Origin of the sequence: Amycolatopsis sp. NBC_00345, from assembly GCF_036116635.1 — a bacterium.
Classification (GTDB): Bacteria; Actinomycetota; Actinomycetes; order Mycobacteriales; family Pseudonocardiaceae; genus Amycolatopsis.
This window is the reverse complement of the sequence record NZ_CP107995.1, coordinates 8,925,372-8,944,821: the sequence shown is the minus strand read 5'-3', so window position 1 is coordinate 8,944,821 and position 19,450 is coordinate 8,925,372. Positions and strand designations below refer to the sequence as shown.

The 19,450-nt window shown below is 70.4% G+C and carries 23 protein-coding genes; 4 read left to right on the top strand and 19 right to left on the bottom strand.

The annotated features are described in order from the left end of the window. Positions 1 to 251 precede the first annotated feature (251 nt). Together eccD and OG943_RS40750 are read left to right on the top strand one after the other, a co-directional pair. Positions 252 to 1,619 carry a type VII secretion integral membrane protein EccD gene (gene eccD / locus OG943_RS40755; protein WP_328606218.1) on the top strand — a complete coding sequence of 456 codons (1,368 nt, stop codon included), beginning with the start codon at positions 252 to 254 and terminating at the stop codon, positions 1,617 to 1,619. Between the two features lie 8 nt (positions 1,620 to 1,627). Continuing rightward, positions 1,628 to 3,256, top strand: a complete 1,629-nt coding sequence (locus OG943_RS40750) for a S8 family serine peptidase (protein ID WP_328606217.1) — start codon at positions 1,628 to 1,630, stop codon at positions 3,254 to 3,256. Between the two features lie 64 nt (positions 3,257 to 3,320). Here OG943_RS40750 and OG943_RS40745 read toward each other — a convergent pair whose 3' ends face one another. The 3 genes from OG943_RS40745 to eccB form a co-directional block, all read right to left on the bottom strand. After that, positions 3,321 to 4,481 (bottom strand): WXG100 family type VII secretion target, encoded by a 1,161-nt coding sequence (locus tag OG943_RS40745; RefSeq protein WP_328606216.1) that lies wholly within the window; start codon positions 4,479 to 4,481, stop codon positions 3,321 to 3,323. Then, entirely contained in the window at positions 4,478 to 4,807 is a 330-nt protein-coding gene (locus tag OG943_RS40740; RefSeq protein ID WP_328606215.1) for a hypothetical protein, read from the bottom strand. Before OG943_RS40740 ends, OG943_RS40745 begins: the two co-directional genes overlap by 4 nt. A gap of 67 nt (positions 4,808 to 4,874) precedes the next feature. Further along, positions 4,875 to 6,497: a type VII secretion protein EccB gene (gene eccB / locus OG943_RS40735; RefSeq protein ID WP_328606214.1), complete on the bottom strand. Its 1,623-nt coding sequence runs from the start codon at positions 6,495 to 6,497 to the stop codon at positions 4,875 to 4,877. Between the two features lie 825 nt (positions 6,498 to 7,322). On the opposite strand from eccB, the gene eccE reads away from it, so the two are divergent. Together eccE and OG943_RS40725 are read left to right on the top strand one after the other, a co-directional pair. Next, positions 7,323 to 8,564, top strand: a complete 1,242-nt coding sequence (eccE, locus tag OG943_RS40730) for a type VII secretion protein EccE (protein ID WP_328606213.1) — start codon at positions 7,323 to 7,325, stop codon at positions 8,562 to 8,564. Beyond that, positions 8,561 to 9,280 carry a hypothetical protein gene (locus tag OG943_RS40725; RefSeq protein WP_328606212.1) on the top strand — a complete coding sequence of 240 codons (720 nt, stop codon included), beginning with the start codon at positions 8,561 to 8,563 and terminating at the stop codon, positions 9,278 to 9,280. The genes eccE and OG943_RS40725 overlap by 4 nt, the downstream gene beginning before the upstream one ends. Before the next feature lie 63 nt (positions 9,281 to 9,343). Here OG943_RS40725 and truA read toward each other — a convergent pair whose 3' ends face one another. The 16 genes from truA to rplR form a co-directional block, all read right to left on the bottom strand. Beyond that, positions 9,344 to 10,183 (bottom strand): tRNA pseudouridine(38-40) synthase TruA, encoded by an 840-nt coding sequence (truA, locus tag OG943_RS40720; RefSeq protein WP_328612286.1) that lies wholly within the window; start codon positions 10,181 to 10,183, stop codon positions 9,344 to 9,346. Positions 10,184 to 10,256: 73 nt separating this feature from the next. Beyond that, positions 10,257 to 10,802, bottom strand: a complete 546-nt coding sequence (rplQ, locus tag OG943_RS40715; protein ID WP_328606211.1) for a 50S ribosomal protein L17 — start codon at positions 10,800 to 10,802, stop codon at positions 10,257 to 10,259. Between the two features lie 41 nt (positions 10,803 to 10,843). Beyond that, entirely contained in the window at positions 10,844 to 11,917 is a 1,074-nt protein-coding gene (locus tag OG943_RS40710) for a DNA-directed RNA polymerase subunit alpha (protein WP_328606210.1), read from the bottom strand. A gap of 169 nt (positions 11,918 to 12,086) precedes the next feature. Next, positions 12,087 to 12,692 carry a 30S ribosomal protein S4 gene (rpsD, locus tag OG943_RS40705; protein ID WP_328606209.1) on the bottom strand — a complete coding sequence of 202 codons (606 nt, stop codon included), beginning with the start codon at positions 12,690 to 12,692 and terminating at the stop codon, positions 12,087 to 12,089. A gap of 23 nt (positions 12,693 to 12,715) precedes the next feature. Further along, a complete protein-coding gene (rpsK, locus tag OG943_RS40700; protein ID WP_091618530.1) occupies positions 12,716 to 13,123 on the bottom strand; it encodes a 30S ribosomal protein S11 in 408 nt (135 codons plus the stop codon). Between the two features lie 18 nt (positions 13,124 to 13,141). Then, positions 13,142 to 13,327: a hypothetical protein gene (locus OG943_RS40695; RefSeq protein ID WP_328606208.1), complete on the bottom strand. Its 186-nt coding sequence runs from the start codon at positions 13,325 to 13,327 to the stop codon at positions 13,142 to 13,144. After that, positions 13,324 to 13,704, bottom strand: coding sequence for a 30S ribosomal protein S13 (gene rpsM / locus OG943_RS40690; RefSeq protein ID WP_328606207.1), 381 nt, complete (start codon positions 13,702 to 13,704; stop codon positions 13,324 to 13,326). Before rpsM ends, OG943_RS40695 begins: the two co-directional genes overlap by 4 nt. A gap of 206 nt (positions 13,705 to 13,910) precedes the next feature. After that, entirely contained in the window at positions 13,911 to 14,024 is a 114-nt protein-coding gene (gene rpmJ, locus OG943_RS40685; RefSeq protein ID WP_004558882.1) for a 50S ribosomal protein L36, read from the bottom strand. Positions 14,025 to 14,061: 37 nt separating this feature from the next. Further along, the gene (gene infA, locus OG943_RS40680) at positions 14,062 to 14,283 is read right to left on the bottom strand and encodes a translation initiation factor IF-1 (protein ID WP_004558881.1); all 222 of its coding nucleotides are present in this window, start codon (positions 14,281 to 14,283) and stop codon (positions 14,062 to 14,064) included. 383 nt (positions 14,284 to 14,666) lie between these two features. Further along, complete coding sequence (gene map, locus OG943_RS40675; RefSeq protein WP_328612285.1) at positions 14,667 to 15,443, bottom strand: type I methionyl aminopeptidase; 777 nt, start codon at positions 15,441 to 15,443, stop codon at positions 14,667 to 14,669. 44 nt (positions 15,444 to 15,487) lie between these two features. Further along, positions 15,488 to 16,042, bottom strand: a complete 555-nt coding sequence (locus OG943_RS40670; protein WP_328606206.1) for an adenylate kinase — start codon at positions 16,040 to 16,042, stop codon at positions 15,488 to 15,490. Then, positions 16,039 to 17,346, bottom strand: a complete 1,308-nt coding sequence (gene secY, locus OG943_RS40665; RefSeq protein WP_091618625.1) for a preprotein translocase subunit SecY — start codon at positions 17,344 to 17,346, stop codon at positions 16,039 to 16,041. Before secY ends, OG943_RS40670 begins: the two co-directional genes overlap by 4 nt. Before the next feature lie 391 nt (positions 17,347 to 17,737). Beyond that, positions 17,738 to 18,184 carry a 50S ribosomal protein L15 gene (gene rplO, locus OG943_RS40660; RefSeq protein ID WP_328606205.1) on the bottom strand — a complete coding sequence of 149 codons (447 nt, stop codon included), beginning with the start codon at positions 18,182 to 18,184 and terminating at the stop codon, positions 17,738 to 17,740. Beyond that, positions 18,181 to 18,366, bottom strand: coding sequence for a 50S ribosomal protein L30 (gene rpmD, locus OG943_RS40655; protein WP_328606204.1), 186 nt, complete (start codon positions 18,364 to 18,366; stop codon positions 18,181 to 18,183). The genes rplO and rpmD overlap by 4 nt, the downstream gene beginning before the upstream one ends. 1 nt (position 18,367) lies before the next feature. Beyond that, positions 18,368 to 19,015, bottom strand: coding sequence for a 30S ribosomal protein S5 (gene rpsE / locus OG943_RS40650; RefSeq protein ID WP_091618516.1), 648 nt, complete (start codon positions 19,013 to 19,015; stop codon positions 18,368 to 18,370). Between the two features lie 31 nt (positions 19,016 to 19,046). Continuing rightward, a complete protein-coding gene (gene rplR / locus OG943_RS40645; RefSeq protein WP_328606203.1) occupies positions 19,047 to 19,448 on the bottom strand; it encodes a 50S ribosomal protein L18 in 402 nt (133 codons plus the stop codon). Positions 19,449 to 19,450: the final 2 nt, after the last annotated feature.

Below are 19,450 nucleotides of genomic sequence, written 5' to 3'. Positions count from 1 at the left end.
CCCACGGCGGGTCGTTCGCCCACCCGTTTCCTCTCGCGGCCAGAGTCTACGACCCACCACCGACAGTAAAGATCCACTCACCGCGTCCGCGCCCGGTAGCGGCCGCCCCCGGTGGTACGGCAAGGTACTTTCGCCGGTCATTTTCAGACAGTCGGTGTAAGGGTCGCCCGGGTCCGGTATAAGTTCCCCCGGGAGCTGACTCATCAGAGCGGGGGCAACTAGTGGCAACGGGCACGACGGTTTTCAGCAGGGTGACGGTGGTGGCACCCAACACCCGGATCGACGTCGCGCTGCCGGCGGACGTCGCGGTGGCCGACCTGCTGCCCATGCTGCTGGACATGGCGAAGGAGACTTCGCCGGACGGCGGCGCCCGCCACGGCGGCTGGGCACTGGCCAAACTCGGCGACGCCGCACTCGACCCGAGCCGGACGCTGGCGTCGCTCGGGATCATCGACGGCGAGCTGCTGCAGCTGCGCAAGCGCAACGAGAACCCGCCGCCGCCGCTGTACGACGACGTCGTGGACGCCATCGCGGAGTCCGCGCCGGACAGCTTCCGGCCCTGGACCAAGGAGACCGCACGCCGCTTCGGCCACGTCGCGGGCGGGCTGGCGCTGGCGCTGTCCGCGCTCGCGCTGTTCCTGAGCGGGTCCCTCTACGGCGGCAGCGCGATCGCCCCCGCCATCGCCGGCGGCATCGGCGCGATCGCGTGCGTCGCGATCGGCGCGACGCTGGCGAAGGCGTACCAGGCGGAGGCCACGGGCGTGCTGATCGCCGCCTCGGGCGGCCTGCCGCTGGCGTTCGTGAGCGGGTTCTACATCGTGCCGGGGCTCTCGGTGCGCGCGAACCTGCTGCTGGGCAGCGTGCTGGTGCTGATCGTCGCGTCCGTCTGCATCGCGGTCATCGGCGCGGGCATCACCGTCTTCATCGCGGCCGCCACGGTCGGCACCTTCGGCGCGCTCGCCTTCCTGGCCGCGACGCTGATCTCGACGGAGCCGGCGGCCGGCGTCGCCGCCGGTGCGGTCGCCGTCGCGCTCGCCTGCATCTCGATCCTGCCCCGCGCGACCATCTGGCTCGCGAAGCTCCCCCTGCCGCACGTGCCCAGCACCGCGGAGGAGCTGAAGGAGGACACCGGCTTCCCGGACTACCACGCCATCGAGCAGCGCACCTCGATCGCCCACGACTACATGACCGGCCTGATGATCGGCTGCGGCACCGTCACGGCGATCTCGGCCGTGATCGCGGCGACCGCCCCCGGCGTCTTCGGCATCATCCTCGGCGTGGTCGCCACGCTCGTGCTGCTGCTGCGCGCACGGGCCTACGCGAACGGCGCGCAGGCCATCGCGCTGCTGACCACCGGCATGGTGGCGGCCGCGGGCATCCTGATCGGGTGGATGACCTCGGCCTCGGCGGACCAGCGCGTGATGTACGTCTTCGGCGCGCTGATCCTGGTCGGCGCGGGCGCGCTCGTGGTCGGCGTGATCTTCCCGAACCAGCGCTTCTCGCCGCCGCTGCGGCGGACCGTGGAGATCCTCGAGGCGATCTGCATCGCCGTGGTGCTCCCGCTCGCGCTGGGCGTGATGGACCTCTACACGACGCTGCGACACCTGAACCTCAAGTGACCGGCCGCATGCGTCCCGCCGCCAGGAAGCTCGGCCGCACCGGCCGCGTCGGAGTCGTCCTGCTGTCCGCCGGGCTGGGGGTGCTGTCCCCGTTCGCCGTCGCCTCGCCGGCGCTCGCACAGACCACGAACGCCGCGGGCTCCTGGGCGGTGCCGCCACCGGTGGACATGTCCAAGCTGCCGTCGGACGAGAAGAAGCCGGACAAGGACTACCAGCAGAAGACCGCCTGCGTGCAGCGCAGCACGCTCGGCAACGTCGACATCAACTACCGCCCCTGGGGCCAGGACTACCTGCAGTTGCCGAAGGCGCAGGACATCGTCCGTGCCAAGTTCGGCAATGTCGGCGGCAACCAGAAGATCGGCGTGATCGACACCGGCGTCACCCCGCACCCGTGGTTCGGGGGCCGGGTGCAGAGCGGCGGCGTCGACTACGTCGCCCCGCCGACCAACCACGCGGACCCGAGCCTGCAGGACTGCGACGGTCACGGCACCGAGGTCGCCGGCATCATCGCGGCCAAGCCGGACAACCCCCAGGTCGGCTTCATCGGCGTCGCACCGGACGCCACGATCGTCTCCTACCGGCAGCTGAGCGAGAACTACGGCGAGAAGGACCAGAGCAGCACGGGCGGCGGCAGCTCGAGCCAGCCGAACAACAGCGGTCAGCCGAGTGGCGGCTCCTCGCTCCCGCCGTCGACCTCCGGTGGCGGTGGCGGTGGCCAGCCCGGCGGCACCAACTCCCAGCAGGACGACAAGGGAGACCAGCGCCAGCTGGAGAAGGGTGGCACGGCGGGCACGCTGCAGACGCTCGCCGAGATCATCCGCAACATCGCCGACCGGGGCGACATCAAGGTCGTGAACATGTCGGTGGACCACTGCCGCGCCGCCGACGGCACCATCCAGGACGGCGAGCAGAAGGTCCAGGCCGCGGTGAAGTACGCGGCGGACCGGGACGTGGTGGTCGTCGCGGCCGCGGGCAACGTCTCCGACACCTGCCCGCAGAACGACCAGGCGGACGCGAACAAGCCGCGTTCGATCGTCACGCCGCCGTGGTTCGCCGACGACGTGCTCTCGGTCGGCGCGATCGACCGCACCGGTGGCGTGGCGAGCTTCAGCGTGCACGGCCCGTGGGTCGGCGTCGCCGCGCCGGGCACCGAGATCGTGTCGCTGGACCCGGCCGAGGGCTCGACCGGGCTGGCCAACCTGACCATCTCCAGCGGCAGCCAGACCTCGCCGATCCAGGGCACCAGCTTCGCGTCGCCGTACGTCGCCGGAGTGGCCGCGCTCGTGCGGCAGATGTTCCCGAACCTCAGCGCGCGCCAGGTGATCCAGCGCATCGAGGCGACCGCGCAGCACCCGGCGGCCCCGGGCGGCCGTGACGAGTACGTCGGCTACGGCGTGATCGACCCGGTGGCCGCGCTGACCGCCAACCTGCCGGGCGACGTCGGCGCGCTGGCGACGCCGAAGCCCATGGTGCAGCAGGCACAACTGCCTCCCGGCGACGGCCAGAGCTCCACCCCGATGATCGTCGCGCTGGCCGGCACCGGCGGCGGGGTGCTGGCGCTGCTGATCACGCTGTTCGTCATGCACACGATCCGGCGCAACCGCTCGACGGCACCTCCGTCGACGCCCTCGCGCTGACCGGCCGCCGGCCCGTACTCAAAGACCCCCTCACCGCCTTTCCCGGCAGTGAGGGGGTCTTTGGTCATTTCCCGGTCTTCGGCTTCTTACCGGGCTTCTGAGCGCTCTTGGGGTCCTCGCCGATCACGGGCGGGGTGACGTTGGCCGGCTCGCCGAACAGCTCCGGCCGCTTCGCGACCGTCTGGTGCTTCGACTTGTGCTGCGTACCGCCGCCACCACCGCCGCCGCCCATTCCGCCCATGCCACCCATGGGCATCATCGCCATCCCGCCGGACTGGTTCTGCGCGGCGGCCGGCGCGGCCGCGGCCGCCGGCTCCGGCGTGAGCGGGACGGCGCCCGCCTGGCCCTGCTCCATCCCCGGGTCGGCGGCGGTGTGCTTGCCGTCGTGGGAATCGCCGGTCGCCGACGGGGACACGGAATCGTCCGCGCCGGAAGGGGAAACGCCGTCGTCGGCCGGGGCGGACGCGGGCGTCTCCCCCGAACCCGAACCCGAGCCCGAGGCCACTGCCGCGGGCTGCGGCTGGTCGCCCTGCGGGGCCGGGCCACCGTGCGACTGATGCGGCGCCGGGTCGGCGGGAAGCGTCCCGGACGCCGGCTCCGAGCCGCCCGCGGTGGCGGCCGGCTGCGCGTCCTCGTCGTGGAGGCGGAACTGCTCCTGCGGGTACCGGTGCCGGACCTCGATGCTCGACGCCGTGCCGGGCGGTGCGTCGACGCCGTCGCACAGCTGGCCGAAGCCCTGCAGTACGTGCTCGGCGGCGTCGTGGAGCGACTTCATCGACTGCTCGGTCTCGCGCAGCTGCGCGCGGGCGCGGCTGGTGCCGCCGGACGGCAGCATCGCCGACTCGGACAGCACGTCGGCCGCGTCCACGAGCACGTCCTCGGCGTCGTGGACGATCCCGGTCAGCGAGGTGACCAGCTCGTCCAGCGCGTCCGCCAGCGCGTCGAGAGCGTCCTCGACGCCTTCGCTCGCCGACCGGATTTCACTCATGTAGGCGATGAACGCGTCGGCGTCCGCGCCGGACCAGGACGCGTCGAGGCGGCCCAGCTCGTCATTCAGGCCACCGGAGGCACCGGCCGCGGTCTTCGCCGCCGCACGCAGGCGTTCAGCCTCCGCGCTCAGCTCCTCCCAACGGCCCGCGAGAGGCCGGTAGTACGTCTCGACCGGGTCGGTCGCGCCGAGTTCACGCGCGAGATCCGAGACGAAGGCGAGCGACGGTTCCGTCACGAGGTCCTCCCGGCGCTGGTGATCCGCTCGGCCGCGTCGGCGTCACGCTGCGCGTGGCCCGAGGCGAGCTGCTCCAGCGCGGCAGCCGCCGACCGGAGCGCGACGGCCCCGGTGGCGAGCTGCTGCCGGAGCGCGTCCGACGCCCGTGCGTACGACTGGTCCAGGCCGAGCCGGCCGCCCAGCTCACCGAACCGCTCGGCCGTGGTCGCGGCGGCGCCCACCCCGGCCGCCGCGGCGTCCAGCTCCTCTGCCGCCTGCGCGACCTGCTTCGCGTAGCCACCGACGACGACGCCGTCGATCCGCAACGCGTTCTGCCCTGGGGCCACAACGCCCTCCACTTCACCCGACTGTGTTCGAGTGTGGACGGTTGGGACCCGCCGGTGGTTCCGGCGGTCAGTTACCGGCCGGCGGGGTGGACGCCGACGGGAACGCGCCCGCGTTCGGGTCGATCGGCACGGAGTCGAACTGCTTGAGCACGTTCTGCGTGTTCAGCGACGAGCCGGTGGGCAGCAGGCCGATGATCGCCTCCGGCGCCGGCTGCCGGTCGTTCAGGCCGAGCCCGTCGGCCGTGGCGGCGTCCGGCACGCCGTAACGGATGCCGCGGTCGGAGATCAGCTGGATCGGGCCCTTGCCGAAGGTCGCGGGCGACTCGGTCGCCGACTGCACCACCGCGCCGAAGCCCGGCGTCATGTAGAAGCCGGTGATGGGCAGCCCGTTCGGCCCCGTGGCGCTGACCGGGAGCACCTTCGACGAGCCGTCGGCGTTCTTGTCCACCGGCAGCTCGCGGCCCATGTAGACGGACGTGTGGGCGCTCGTCTTGTCCGCGCTGAGCGACCAGCCGAGGCACGCGACCGGCGAGCCCTGGGTGGCGTCGAGGACGGTCGGCACCTTCGCCGGGAAGTCGTCGACCTTGATGTAGCCGTTGTCGGTCGGCTGCAGCTGCTGGGTGGTCTTGGTCTTGTCGAGGCCGAGCGACCGGATGGTGCCGCTGTCGCCGTTGCGCGCCACGCGGATGATGTCGGCGACGGCCGGGCTCACCTTCTCGATGCCCGTCTGCGTGATCAGCCAGAACTCCGGCTCCTGGCCGGCCGGCGTGGTCGAGAAGACGTCGCCGACGGTCAGGCCGTCGAAGTCCGCGGACGGGCTGGTGCCCGCGCCGGGGATGGCCGGCGCCACCAGCGGGTTGACCTCCGGGATGGCGTTCAGGAAGGCCTGCGAAACCTTGCGCGCGTGCGACGGCAGTTGGAGGGCCGAGTGCGCCGGGTCGTTGGTCTCCATGCTGACCTCGGCCCGCACCGTGTTCGCGGACGGGCGGCTCTGGTTGGCCGGCAGCCGGTAGATCAGGTACGTCTTGCCGTTGTCGGCCGCGCCGAGCAGCGCCTGGCCCTGCTGCAGCTCGGCGCCCACGTTCGCCACCCCGGCGACGACCGTGGTGTCGGTCTTGCCGATGTCCGGCTGCGGCAGCTGCGGGTCGAGCCGCACCTGGTCGCAGACCGCCCAGTTGGGGGTGATGCGCTGGTTCGCGTCGGGCAGCAGCTGCGGGCCGTCCGGAATTCCGGTCAGCTTCGTCCGCGGGATGTTCTTCAGCTGTTCATCCGAGACGACGGTCGGGATCTTCACGTCCGCCGCGGCCGGCTGCGCGCCGGCCGGCCCCTGGCCCTGTCCCTGGGACGCGTTCTTCTTCTGCGCCATCAGGATCAGCCGCGCGGACGCGAGGTTGAACGTCGGGGTCAGCTTGATCGGGTTGCCGGAGACCACGTAGACGGTGCCGGACTGCTCGCCGATCACGATGTTGTCCGTCGCCGGCACGGACGGTGCCGGGCTGAGCAGCGCGATCAGCACGAAGACGACGGCGCCGAGGACACCGAGGACCACACCCACGACGGTCGCCCGCGTATGCGTGCGCATGGGGTCGTGGAGCATGACGGCATCGCGCCGGACCAGCGCTGACTGCATCCGGCGCAGAACGAACTTGTAGGCCTGAACCTGAGACTTAGTCGTGGGTGTTGATGGCATTCTCGACCTACAGTCCTCCCCGTCGCGGTACGGTTCCGCAGGATAGCCGTACGGGGACCGTCTGGTGTGGGGTTTCTACCAACTCAAGCTAGGGTCGGACACCCCGGGACCGGCTATCCGGGTACGCAGCACGCACGAGGGGAAGAGAACGCGCGGATGTCCGTCAGCACGCCTCCACGCCAACCTGGCCCCCCGGGGCCACCGCCGCCGCCCGGGGGACGCCCCCTCGGCCCGCCTCAGCGGCCCGGCAGAACCGGTGGACCGGGCGGTCCTGGTGGACCCGCTCTGCCGCCGCGCGGCCCGGGTGGACCGGGCGGTCCCGGCGCGGTTCCCGGTGGACCTGGCGGCCCTGCGGGCCCTGGCGGACCCGGCCCTCGACCTGGTGGCCCCGGTGGACCCGGCGGCCCTGGAATTCCCAACGCTCCCAAAGGACCCGGTGGTCCTGGCGGGCCTGGTGGTCCTGGTGGTCCTGGTGGCCCCAAGGGACCCGGCGGTCCCGGTGGACCGGGCGGTCCCGGCGGGCCCAAGGGCCCCGGCGGCCCGGGTGGACCCGGCGGCCCCAAGGGACCCGGTGGTCCTGGCGGCCCCGGCGGACCGGGAGGCCCTGGCGGTAACGGGCCCGCTGGCCCCGGCGGACCTGGTAGTCCCGGCAGTAACGGACCTGGCGGCCCCGGCGGCAACGGTCCCGGTGGACCTGGCGGCCCCGGTGGACCCGGTGGACCCGGTGGTGGCGGCCCCGGTGGACCCGGTGGTGGCGGACCTGGCGGCCCCGGACCGGACGGCCCCGGCGACACGCCTCAGCCGAGCGCCGCGTCCGCGGTCCGGATGGCCCCGCCCTCACGCCGTCGCTCCGGCGGCATCAGCCTCGGCCCGCTGCCCGTGGCGAACCTCGTGCTGCTCGAGGTCGGGGTCGCGGTCGGACTGGTGCTGCTCGCGATCAACATGTCGCTCAAGTACGTCGCGATCGGCATCGCGGCGGTCTGCCTGATCTTCGCGTTCCTGCGCTGGGGCGGCCGCTGGTTCACCCAGTGGCTCGGCCTGACCCTGCGCTACCGCTTCCGTTCGCACGACCGCGTCGCCACCCCGCCGCCGCCGAGCAGCCTCGAGTCGCTGGCGGCCGAGGGCGAGGACAACGCGGTCACCGGGCCGGACGACGCGCGGGTGAACCTGCTGCGCCTCGCCGTGCCGGACCTCGTCGTCGCGCACGGCGTCGACCACGAGCGTCAGCAGGTCGGCCTCGCCTGGAACGACGGCACCTGGACGGCCGTGCTGCTCGTCGAGCCGGCGCCCGCGCTGATCACGCAGGCCGGCGGCGCGCCGAGCCTGCCGCTGTCCGCGCTCGCCCCGTGCCTCGAAGACCGCGGTGTGGTCCTCGACTCGATCCAGATGATCTGGCACAGCTACCCCGGCTCCGCGGCGCTGCCGTCGGACTCGCCGGCGCTCAGCTCGTACATGGAGGTGCTCGGCCCGCTGCCCGCGGCGGCCCGGCGGACCACGTGGATCGCGATCCGGCTCGACCCGCGGCGCTGCCCGGCGGCGATCCGGGAGCGTGGCGGCGGCGTCGTCGGCGCCCACCGCGCGCTGATCGGCGCGATGTCCCGCGTGCGCAACGCGCTGGAGTCCCAGGGCGTGCCGACGCGGCCGCTGGACCCGGACGAGCTGCTGCGCTCCAGCATCTCCGCGGCCGAGCTGACCGCGGTCGCTGGCTCGCCGACGGAGGTCTCGCTGCAGGAGAGCTGGACGGGCGTCACCGCGGCCGGCATCGGGCACTCCAGCTACGCCATCACCGGCTGGCCGAAGGGCAAGATCAGCGGCAGCCTGGACGCGCTCACCAGCGTCCGCGCGCTGTCGGCCACGGTCGCCATGTCGATCTCGCCCGCGTCCGACGAGGGCCGGATCGGGCTGCGCGGCGTCGTCCGCATCAGCGCGCGCAACCCGCGTGAGCTGGACGTCGCCGACCAGCGGCTGAAGACCATCTCGGAACGGCTGGGCGTCGACCTGACGCCGTTGCGGGGCCTGCAGATCTCGGCCTTCGCCGCGACGCTGCCGATCGGAGGTACGGCATGAGTTCCCGCGTCCGCGACGCCGGCCAGAACGCCGGCGTGGCACCGGAGTTCACCGTCGACCCCGCAATGCTCGACGCGATCAGCCCCTCGGGCGACCGCGGCGGCATCGTGCTCGGCTCGGGCCTCAAGGGCGAGCCGCTGACCATCTCGGCGCTGCGCTCCACGCCGACCCGCATCGTGCTCGTCGGCGGGCTCTACCTGGCCCGCCAGGTGGCCATGCGCGCGATGGCCGTCGGCGCCTGGGTGGTCGTGGCCACCGGGCGTCCGGCGGCCTGGCAGGTGCTCCCCCAGGCCGCGGGCGACCGCGACGGGCGGCCGTCCCCGCTGGTGCAGATCCGGCGCCTGTCGCCGGTCGAGCTGCCGCGCCCGTCGGAGGACGCGCCGCTGCTGGTCGTCACCGACGGCGGGCCGACGCCGCAGGACCTGTTCCCGCCGCGCTCGGCCTGGCAGACCACCGTGTACGTGCTGCCGTACCTGCACCCGCAGGCCGGCGCCACGGCCAACGCCGCCGACCTCGTGCTGATGCAGCGGCTGCCCGCCGGGCAGGCCGAGCTGGCCGCCCGCATCTGGCGCCTGCCGCCGCAGATGATGCGCCAGCTGACCACGCTGAAGGACGACCAGGTGGTGGCGCTGGGCCGCAACCTGTGGCGGCCGCTGCGCCTGGTCACCACGCAGAAGGAGCAGCAGCTGCTCGGCCCCGTCCGCCGCGGCGACTGAGCCGGCCCTCCGCCCGTCCAAAGACTCGTGAGTGTTTATGACGGTTCTAACCGTCATAAACACTCACGAGTCTTTTGGTGAGGTACGCACGTTCCTGGTCTGCTCCGCCCGCGCGGCCAGCTCCGCGTCCGGCGGGTAGTCCACGGCCGTCAGGGTGAGGCCGTGGGCCGGGGCGACGGCGCTGTCCCGGACGCCGCTCGCGAGGACCTCGGCGGGCCAGTCGCCGCCGCGGCGGCCGTCACCGACCAGCAGGAGGGCGCCGACGAGGCTGCGGACCATCGAGTGGCAGAAGGCGTCGGCCGAGACCTCGACCTCGACGAGGTGCTCGTCCACGCGCCGCCAGACGAGCCGCTGCAGCTCGCGGATCGTCGTGCCGCCCTCACGCTGCTTGCAGTACGCGGCGAAGTCCTGCAGTCCCAGCAGGGCTTGCGCGGCCTCGTTCATCGCGTCCGTCGACAGTGGACGGCCCCACGCGAGAGTGTCGTTGCGGCGCAACGGGTCCACACCCCAGGGAGCGTCGGAGACCCGGTAGCGGTAGTGCCGTCGGATGGCGGAGAAACGGGCGTCGAAGCCCGGCGCGGCCACCTGCGCGCGCAGCACCCTGGCGTCACCGGGCAGGAGCCGGTTCCAGCGGCCCGTCATCCGGGCCAGGTCCGGGATGCCGTGCGCGTCCACGGGAATCCGGCCGGTGGTGTCCGGCGGCAGCGGCACGACGTCGACGTGCACGACCTGTCCGGTCGCGTGCACCCCGGCGTCCGTACGGCCCGCCACGACGACCGACTTCGGCACCGCGGCGCCGGGTGGCTGCCGCTGCAGCGCCTCCTCCAGCACGCCCTGGACGGTGCGACGGCCCGGTTGCCGGGCCCAGCCCGAGAAGTCCGTGCCGTCGTAGCTCACGTCCAGGCGCAGACGAACGAGCCCGCCCTCCCCGTGGGGAGTGGCGGGCTCGTCCGGTGTCGACTGTGCCGTCAGGACGTCAGTCCTTCTTGGCGTCCGCGTCGTCCGAAGCGGCAGCCTCGTCCGAAGCCGGGGCCTCGGTGGTCTCCTCGGCAGCTTCGGCGACCTCAGTGGTCTCCTCGGCGGCCGGGGCGGCCTCGACAGCGGCGACGTTCTCGTCCTTCGCGAACTTCGTCTTGCGAGCCCGCTCGGCCTCCGACGTCACGGTCTTCTCCGCGACCAGTTCGATGACCGCCATCGGGGCGTTGTCGCCCTTGCGCGGCACCGTCTTGGTGATGCGGGTGTAACCGCCGGCGCGCTCCGAAAAGTGCGGGCCGATCTCGGCGAACAGCTTGTGAACGACGTCCTTGTCACGGACGACGCGCTGCACCTGACGACGGTTGTGCAGGTCGCCCCGCTTCGCCTTGGTGATCAGCTTCTCGGCCAGCGGGCGCACCCGGCGGGCCTTCGCCTCGGTCGTCGTGATCTTGCCGTGCTCGAACAGCTGCGTGGCCAGATTGGCCAGGATCAGCCGCTCGTGCGCGGCGGACCCGCCGAGCCGGGCTCCCTTGGTAGGGGTGGGCATCGTTTCTCCTAGTTCAGCTCACAGCGTCCAGGCGCGAAGCCTCAGAGCTGCTCGGTCTCTGCGTAGTCCTGGCCATCGTCGTGGCCCTCGTCCGAAATCCCGCCGCCGATGCCGGTGACGCTCTCCGACCAGCCCTCACCGTCGTAGCTGGTGGCCGCCGCGGTCGGGTCGAACCCGGGCGGGCTGTCCTTGAGCGCCAGGCCGAGACCGACCAGCTTCAGCTTGACCTCGTCGATCGACTTGGCGCCGAAGTTGCGGATGTCGAGCAGGTCCGCCTCGCTGCGCGAGACCAGCTCGCCCACCGTGTGGATGCCCTCGCGCTTGAGGCAGTTGTACGACCGGACGGTGAGGTCCAGGTCCTCGATCGGCATCGCGTAGGCGGCGATGGTGTCCGCCTCCTGCGGCGACGGGCCGATCTCGATGCCCTCCGCGTCGACGTTCAGCTCGCGGGCGAGGCCGAACAGCTCCACCAGCGTCTTGCCGGACGACGCGACCGCGTCGCGCGGCGTGATCGACGGCTTGGTCTCGACGTCCAGGATCAGCTTGTCGAAGTCGGTGCGCTGCTCGACACGGGTGGCCTCGACCTTGTAGGTCACCTTCAGCACCGGCGAGTAGATCGAGTCGACCGGGATCCGGCCGATCTCCGCGCCCGCCTGCTTGTTCTGCAGGGCCGGAACGTAACCGCGGCCGCGCTCGACGACGAGCTCGATCTCGAGCTTGCCCTTGCCGTTCAGCGACGCGATGTGCAGGTCCGGGTTGTGCACGGTGACGCCCGCGGGCGGCACGATGTCGGCAGCCGTGACCTCACCGGGGCCCTGCTTGCGCAGGTACATGGTGACCGGCTCGTCCTCTTCCGAGGACACCACCAGCTCCTTGAGGTTCAGGATGATGTCGGTGACGTCTTCCTTCACCCCCGGGACCGTGGTGAATTCGTGCAGCACGCCGTCGATGCGGATGCTCGTCACGGCCGCGCCCGGGATGGACGACAGCAGCGTGCGCCGCAGCGAGTTGCCGAGCGTGTAGCCGAAGCCGGGCTCCAGCGGTTCGATGGTGAACCGGGAGCGGGTCTCGTTGACCGTCTCTTCGCCGAGAGCCGGCCGCTGGGAAATCAGCATTGTTCTTGTTTCCTTTCCAGACGACGCCCGCCATATGACGTCGAAGGGATGGCGTTGGCGGCGGCGCACTCTGGGCGCCGCCGCCCGTGTCCGACCGGGGCCGGACTCTGTTCGTCTGGGGCCGAGCCCCAGACCCGAGCCGGGGGCAAGCCCCCTGGACCCCCAAAAACTACTTGGAGTAAAGCTCGACGATCAGCTGTTCCTGAACCGGAACGTCGATCTGCGCGCGCTCCGGCAGCTGGTGGACCAGCACGCGGAGGTTCGACGCGACGACCTGCAGCCACGCCGGGACCGGACGCTCGCCGAAGGACTCCTTGGCCACCACGAAGGGCAGCATCGCGAACGACTTGGGCCGCACGTCGATGATGTCCCACTTGGAGACCTGGTAGGACGGGACGTTGACCTTGACGCCGTTGACCAGGAAGTGGCCGTGGCTCACCAGCTGACGCGCCTGACGGCGGGTGCGGGCGATGCCGGCGCGGTAGATCACGTTGTCCAGCCGGGACTCGAGGATCTGCAGCAGCACCTCGCCGGTCTTACCCGGACGCCGCACGGCCTCCTTGTAGTACCGGACGAACTGGCGCTCGAGAACGCCGTAGGTGTAACGAGCCTTCTGCTTCTCCTGCGACTGCAGGAGGTACTCGGACTCCTTGATCCGGCCGCGGCCGTGCTGGCCGGGCGGATAGGGGCGACGCTCGAAAGCCTGGTCGCCGCCGATGAGGTCAACCTTCAGGCGACGCGAAATACGCGTCGCGGGGCCGGTGTAACGAGCCATTTCTTCTTACTCCTCCCCGTTCCTCAGACCCGGCGCCGCTTGGGCGGGCGGCAGCCGTTGTGAGGCTGCGGGGTCACGTCCTGGATGGTGCCGACCTCGAGGCCGGCGGCCTGAAGCGAACGGATCGCGGTCTCGCGGCCGGAGCCGGGACCCTTCACGAACACGTCGACCTTCTTCATGCCGTGCTCGGCCGCCTTGCGGGCGGCGCTCTCGGCGGCCATCTGCGCGGCGAACGGGGTGGACTTACGCGAGCCCTTGAAGCCCACGTGACCACTCGACGCCCACGCGATCACGGCACCGGTCGGGTCCGTGATCGAGACGATGGTGTTGTTGAAGGTGCTCTTGATGTGCGCGTGACCGTGCGCGATGTTCTTCTTTTCCTTACGGCGGACCTTCTTGGTCCCTGCCGCAGTGCGGGACTTCGGTGGCATGTTTTGAGGGTTCTCCTGTTAGCGCGCGTTCTGAAGGTGAGCGGCGGCTGCCTCGTGCTGTCCGCGCCGGATGATGGAACCGGCGTCGGTGTACAGGTTGCGCAGCGCCATCGGGCGGGCATAGAGCGCCTTGGGCGAGACACAAGCCGAGCTGTGGCGGTTGCCGCCACGCATCTGCACGACCTTCTTGCCCTGGACGCTCACTTCTTGCCAGCCTTCTTCTTGCCGGCGACCGTCTTCTTCGGACCCTTGCGGGTGCGGGCGTTGGTCTTGGTCCGCTGACCGCGGACGGGCAGACCGCGACGCCAGCGCAGGCCCTGGTAGGTGCCGATCTCGATCTTGCGACGGATGTCGGCGTTCACCTCACGGCGAAGGTCACCCTCGACCTTGAAGTTCTCATCGATGTACTCGCGCAGCTTGATGAGGTCGTCGTCGCTGAGGTCCTTGACGCGGGTGTCCGCGTTGAGCTCGGCGGAGGCGATCATCTGCTTGGAGCGCGTACGGCCGATGCCGTAGATGTAGGTCAGCGCGATCTCCAACCGCTTTTCGCGGGGGAGGTCGACGCCAGCGAGTCGTGCCATTGGCGCTGATGCTCCTTCTTCGGTTTCGTCTTCAGGTCTTCTCCCCGTCCGGTTCCGGAACCGACTCGCCTGTCGTGCCCGGAGCTTGCGCCTCGGGTGTCCCGGCCCCGGCCTGAAGTCCGGGGGTGAACCGGACCGCTCGCGCGGCCCGGCAGGTGCGGGGAGGGTGTGTAGCCGTCAAGCCACTCTGGTCGTGAGTGCTGTGGTCAGCCCTGACGCTGCTTGTGACGCAGGTTCTCGCAGATCACCATGATCCGGCCGTGACGGCGGATCACCTTGCACTTGTCGCAGATCTTCTTGACGCTCGGCTGGACCTTCACGTCTCCTGCTCTCCTGCTTCTTCTCAGCTCTTCGTGATCACTTGTAGCGGTAGACGATGCGACCACGAGACAAGTCGTAGGGCGAGAGCTCCACGACAACCCTGTCCTCGGGCAGGATGCGGATGTAGTGCTGCCGCATCTTGCCGCTGATGTGGGCAAGAACCTTGTGGCCGTTCTCCAACTCGACGCGGAACATCGCGTTGGGGAGCGGCTCGACTACGCGGCCTTCGACCTCGATGGCCCCGTCTTTCTTAGCCATGTCCTCCGCAATCCCTGAATGCACGCTTGATGCACACAGCGTGATCGGTTGAGCTCGAGTCCTTGCTTACCTGGGTGGTGCTCCGGCACACTGCACCCCGACTCCATTGACCGCAAGATTCACGAGCGCGCTGGAACCGGCGCGATGAGTACGCCGACTTGACAGTGTACGCAACACGTGTCGCGGCCCCAAACGGGGGGTAACTGTGCTACAAGTCGACGCCGGTGCGCCTCGGCTCCAGTATGCCGGAAAACGGCTCGACCTGGGGAAACATCTGGTCAGGTGAACGAAATCGCCCGTTCGGAGCAAGCCCGCCCGGCGCTCGTGAGCGGCGGGGGCCGGTTCTCACCGGCGCGGGCGGCCCACGAGGACCGGCGGCCGGGTCAGTCCTCTTCGGGGAGGGTGAGCACCCAGGGGCCGTCGTCGGTGATGGCCACGGTGTGCTCCCAGTGCGCGGCACGGGAGCCGTCCGCGGTGACCACGGTCCAGCCGTCCTCGAGCTCCACCGTCTCGCCGCTGCCGCCGGTGAGCATGGGCTCGATCGCGAGCGCCATGCCGACCTTGAGCCGCGGGCCCTTGCCGGGCTTGCCGACGTTCGGCAGGAACGGGTCCATGTGCATCTGGCGGCCGATGCCGTGGCCGCCGTACTCGACGATCTGCCCGTACTCGAGGCCGTGGTCGCGGCCCGCCTTCTCGGCCGCGGTCTGCACCGCGAACGAGATGTCGGTGAGCCGGGCGCCCGCCCGGACGGCCTCGATGCCGGCCCACATGGCCTTCTCGGTGGACGCGGACAGCGCGAGGTCCTTCTCGTCGACGTCGCCGATGGCCAGCGTCACGGCGGAGTCGCCGTGCCAGCCTTCGAGGATCGCGCCGCAGTCCACGGAGATCAGGTCGCCCTCGGCGAGCACCTGTGTCTTCGACGGGATGCCGTGCACGATCTGCTCGTTCACCGACGCGCAGATGGACGCCGGGAAACCGTGGTAGCCCTTGAAGGACGGCACGGCACCCGCGTCACGGATGGTCTGCTCGGCCAGCTCGTCGAGCTCGGCGGTGCTGACCCCGGCCCGTGCCTTGGCACGGACGGCGGCCAGCGTCCTCGCGACGACCAGCCCGGCCGCCCGCATCGCCTGCAGCTCGCCCGGCGTCTTGACCTCGATCATGCGCCCACGGCGGAGCACTTGCAGAACACGCAACCCTCCGAGATTCACGTGCGGTCGCGCAGCGCTTTCAGCACGCGGTCCGAGATCTCGCCGACGTCGCCGACCCCGTCGACAGTGATCAGGATGCCGGCGTAGTACTCCAGCAGCGGCGCCGTCTCCGACACGTAGATCTGCTGACGGCGGCGGATCACGTCCTCGGTGTCGTCCGCGCGGCCGCGGGCCATCAGCCGGCCCACCACGACGTCCTCCGACACCTGCAGCTGGATCACGGCGTCGAGCTTGAGGTCCGACTCGCCGAGGATGTCGCCGAGCACGTCGGCCTGCTTGGTATTGCGGGGGAAGCCGTCGAGCAGGAAGCCGACCTTGGCGTCCGGCTCGGCCAGGCGCTCGCGCACCATTTCGTTCGTCACCGAGTCCGGCACCAGCTCGCCGGAGTCCAGGTACCGCTTGGCCTCCTGGCCGAGCGGGGTCTCCTGGCCGACGTGCGCGCGGAACAGGTCGCCGGTCGAGATGTGCGGGATCCGCAGCTGCTCGGACAGGGCGAGGGCTTGTGTACCTTTGCCCGCTCCGGGCGGGCCCACGAGAACCAGGCGCGTCACTTCAAGAACCCTTCGTAGTTGCGCTGCATCAGCTGGCTTTCGATCTGCTTCACGGTGTCGAGGCCGACACCCACCATGATCAGCACAGCCGTGCCACCGAACGGGAAGTTCTGATTGTTCCCGCTGCCGGTGAGGGACAGGAAGAAGTTCGGGAGGATCGCGATGATGCCCAGGTAGAGCGAGCCCGGCAGGGTGATCCGGCCGAGGACGTAGCTCAGGTATTCCGCGGTGGGACGCCCGGGACGGATGCCAGGGATGAAGCCGCCGAACTTCTTCATCTCGTCCGCACGCTCGTCCACGTTGAACGTGATCGTGATGTAGAAGTACGTGAAGAAGATGATCAGCGCGAAGTAGAGCAGGACGTGCACCCAGCTGCTCTGGTTGACCACGAAGTTCTGGATGAAGGACTGCCAGCCGGAGTTGCTGTTCGGGTCGCCGATGAGCTGGCTGAGCAGCTGCGGCAGGTAGAGCAGCGACGAGGCGAAGATGACCGGGATGACGCCGGCCTGGTTCACCTTGATCGGCAGGTAGGTCGAGGTCCCGCCGTACATCCGGCGGCCGACCATGCGCTTGGCGTACTGCACCGGGATCCGGCGCTGGCCCTGTTCCACGAAGATGACGCTGGCGATGATCACCAGGCCGAAGATGCAGATCATGACCAGGGCGACGCCGCCGCCGTTGCTCAGGATGTTGGCGCCCTCGGACGGGATGCGGGCCGCGATGTTCAGGAAGATCAGCACGGACATGCCGTTGCCGACGCCGCGCTCGGTGATCAGCTCGCCCAGCCACATCATCACGGCGGTGCCCGCGGTCATCGTGCAGACGATGATCGCCAGCGAGTAGACGCTGTTGTCCGGGATGATCTGCTGCTGGCAGCCCTGGAACAGGGTGCCGCGGTCGGCCAGCGCGACGACGCCGGTGGCCTGCAGGATCGCCAGCGCGATCGTCAGGTACCGGGTGTACTGCGTCAGCTTGTTCTGGCCGGACTGGCCTTCCTTCTTCAGCTCCTCGAACCGCGGGATGACCACGGTGAGGAGCTGGATGATGATGCTCGCCGTGATGTACGGCATGATGCCGGTCGAGAACAGCGACAGCTGGAGCAGCGCCCCGCCACTGAACAGGTTCAGCAGCTGGTAGACGCCTTGCTGGTCCGCCTGAGAGCTACAGGCCTGGACTGCGGAGAACGAGATCCCGGGTGCCGGAATGGCGGCACCGATCCGGTAGACCGCGACGATGGCTAGCGTGAACAGGATCTTCTTGCGTAGATCCGGCGTCGCGAGAGCCGAGCGGAAGGCGCTGAGCACGCGGGGGACCTCCTCGGCGTCGTCGGCTGTCCTACCGACGATCGGCTTGGCCGGCACAGGACCGGCGGGAACACAGCTCACTGGCGTAAAGCCAGGAACGCCTCAGGGCACACTGGTCCCGAAGCGCGTCGCCGACTCTAACAGCTTCACACGGCGTGTCCGCAGTGTGTGTGCGTTTTCCGTCTCAGCCCCCGCGCGGGCCCTTCCGCACAGCCGCAGGTTGGGCCGTTCGCGGGCAGTGATGATCACCTGTTCGGCCCCCGCCGGAGGTCGTTTTTCGGACCTGCTTTGCCGCTGCCCCAAGCGTTTTCGCTGATAACGAACAGCCCTGGATACGACGAGGGCCCGCCCGGCGGATGCCGGACGGGCCCTCGGTCGTACTGGAGCTGCTTCAGTTGGTGGTGGCGGTGCCACCGGCAGCTTCGAGCTTCTCCTTGGCGGAGCCGGAGAAACCGTCGGCCGTGAGGTCGAGCTTCACGCCGTTCAGGTCGCCGTTGCCGAGGACCTTGACGAGCTGGCCCTTGCGGACGAGGCCGCCCGCGACGAGCTCCTCGACGCCGACCTTGCCACCGTCCGGGAAGACGCGGGCGATGTCGCCCACGTTCACCGGCTGGTACTCGGTGCGGAAACGGTTCTTGAAGCCACGCAGCTTCGGCAGCCGCATGTGGATGGGCATCTGCCCACCCTCGAAGCCGGCCGGCACGTTCTTCCGGGCCTTGGTGCCCTTGGTACCGCGACCGGCGGTCTTGCCCTTCGAGCCCTCACCACGGCCGACGCGCATCTTCTCGCGCTTCGCGCCGGGGGCGGGACGGAGGTGGTGGATCTTGATGGCGGTCATGACTGGACCTCCTCGACCACCACGAGGTGGCGGACGGCCCGGATCAGGCCGCGCACCTCGGGGGTGTCTTCACGCACAGTCGACTGGCGGATCTTGCGCAGCCCGAGGGTGCGCAGCGATTCGCGGTGAGCGTGCTTCGTGCCGATCTTGCTCTTGATCTGGGTGACCTTCAGCTGAGCCATGTCAGACCCCCTGGCCCGCGCGCTGGCGCAGCATCCGAGCCGGGGCGACGTCCTCGAGCGGCAGGCCACGGCGGGCCGCGACCTCTTCGGGACGCTGCAGGCCCTTGAGGGCCGCCACGGTCGCGTGCACGATGTTGATCGCGTTGTCGGAGCCGAGCGACTTCGACAGCACGTCGTGGACGCCCGCGCACTCCAGCACCGCGCGCACCGGGCCACCGGCGATGACGCCGGTACCGGCGGACGCCGGACGGAGCAGCACGACCCCGGCGGACGCCTCACCCTGGATCGGGTGGGGAATGGTGCCGGCGACGCGAGGCACGCGGAAGAAGTTCTTCTTCGCTTCCTCGACGCCCTTGGCGATGGCCGCGGGAACTTCCTTGGCCTTGCCGTAGCCGACGCCGACCTGACCGTCGCCGTCACCGACGACGACGAGGGCGGTGAAGCTGAAGCGACGACCACCCTTGACGACCTTGGCGACGCGGTTGATCGTCACGACCTTCTCGAGGTGCGGGGTCTTGTCCTGGCCGGCCCCGCCACGGCCACTGTCGCGCCGGTCCCGGCCGCCACCGCGACGGTCATTGCGGTCGTTGCCGCCCTGACCGCCCGGTCCGCCCTGTCCGCCGCCGAATTGCCGTGTACGTCCCGGCATCAGGCTTTCCTTCCATTAACGAGCATGTGCATCAGAACTCCAACCCCGCCTCACGCGCGGCGTCGGCGAGCGCGGCGATGCGGCCGTGGTAGGCGTTGCCGCCACGGTCGAACACCACAGCCGAGATGCCGGCGTCCTTGGCCCGGGCGGCGACCAGCTGGCCGACCTTGGCGGCCTTGGCCTTCTTGTCGCCGTCGGTCGCCCGCACGTCCGCCTCGAGGGTGGACGCCGACGCCAGGGTGTGGCCGGCGAGGTCGTCGATCACCTGCACGGCGATGTGCCGCGAGGAGCGCTTGACGACCAAGCGCGGACGCGCCGGGGTGCCGTTGACCTTCTTGCGGAGGCGGAAGTGCCGACGGGTCTTGGCGACGCGGCGGCGGGTCGAGATGTCCTTGCCGACCGGCTTGCGCTTCGTCGTAGTCGTGTCGCTCATGA

Excerpts from the sequence above, each read along its gene's own strand:
- eccB (WP_328606214.1), bottom strand. The coding sequence starts at position 6,497 with ATGCCATCAACACCCACGACTAAGTCTCAGGTTCAGGCCTACAAGTTC.
- infA (WP_004558881.1), bottom strand. The coding sequence starts at position 14,283 with ATGGCTAAGAAAGACGGGGCCATCGAGGTCGAAGGCCGCGTAGTCGAG.
- eccE (WP_328606213.1), top strand. The coding sequence starts at position 7,323 with ATGGCCCCGCCCTCACGCCGTCGCTCCGGCGGCATCAGCCTCGGCCCG.
- map (WP_328612285.1), bottom strand. The coding sequence starts at position 15,443 with ATGATCGAGGTCAAGACGCCGGGCGAGCTGCAGGCGATGCGGGCGGCC.
- rpmD (WP_328606204.1), bottom strand. The coding sequence starts at position 18,366 with ATGGCTCAGCTGAAGGTCACCCAGATCAAGAGCAAGATCGGCACGAAG.
- rpsK (WP_091618530.1), bottom strand. The coding sequence starts at position 13,123 with ATGCCACCGAAGTCCCGCACTGCGGCAGGGACCAAGAAGGTCCGCCGT.
- rplQ (WP_328606211.1), bottom strand. The coding sequence starts at position 10,802 with ATGCCCACCCCTACCAAGGGAGCCCGGCTCGGCGGGTCCGCCGCGCAC.
- OG943_RS40725 (WP_328606212.1), top strand. The coding sequence starts at position 8,561 with ATGAGTTCCCGCGTCCGCGACGCCGGCCAGAACGCCGGCGTGGCACCG.
- OG943_RS40750 (WP_328606217.1), top strand. The coding sequence starts at position 1,628 with ATGCGTCCCGCCGCCAGGAAGCTCGGCCGCACCGGCCGCGTCGGAGTC.
- OG943_RS40710 (WP_328606210.1), bottom strand. The coding sequence starts at position 11,917 with ATGCTGATTTCCCAGCGGCCGGCTCTCGGCGAAGAGACGGTCAACGAG.
- rplO (WP_328606205.1), bottom strand. The coding sequence starts at position 18,184 with ATGACCGCCATCAAGATCCACCACCTCCGTCCCGCCCCCGGCGCGAAG.
- rpsD (WP_328606209.1), bottom strand. The coding sequence starts at position 12,692 with ATGGCTCGTTACACCGGCCCCGCGACGCGTATTTCGCGTCGCCTGAAG.
- rplR (WP_328606203.1), bottom strand. The coding sequence starts at position 19,448 with ATGAGCGACACGACTACGACGAAGCGCAAGCCGGTCGGCAAGGACATC.
- rpsE (WP_091618516.1), bottom strand. The coding sequence starts at position 19,015 with ATGCCGGGACGTACACGGCAATTCGGCGGCGGACAGGGCGGACCGGGC.
- rpsM (WP_328606207.1), bottom strand. The coding sequence starts at position 13,704 with ATGGCACGACTCGCTGGCGTCGACCTCCCCCGCGAAAAGCGGTTGGAG.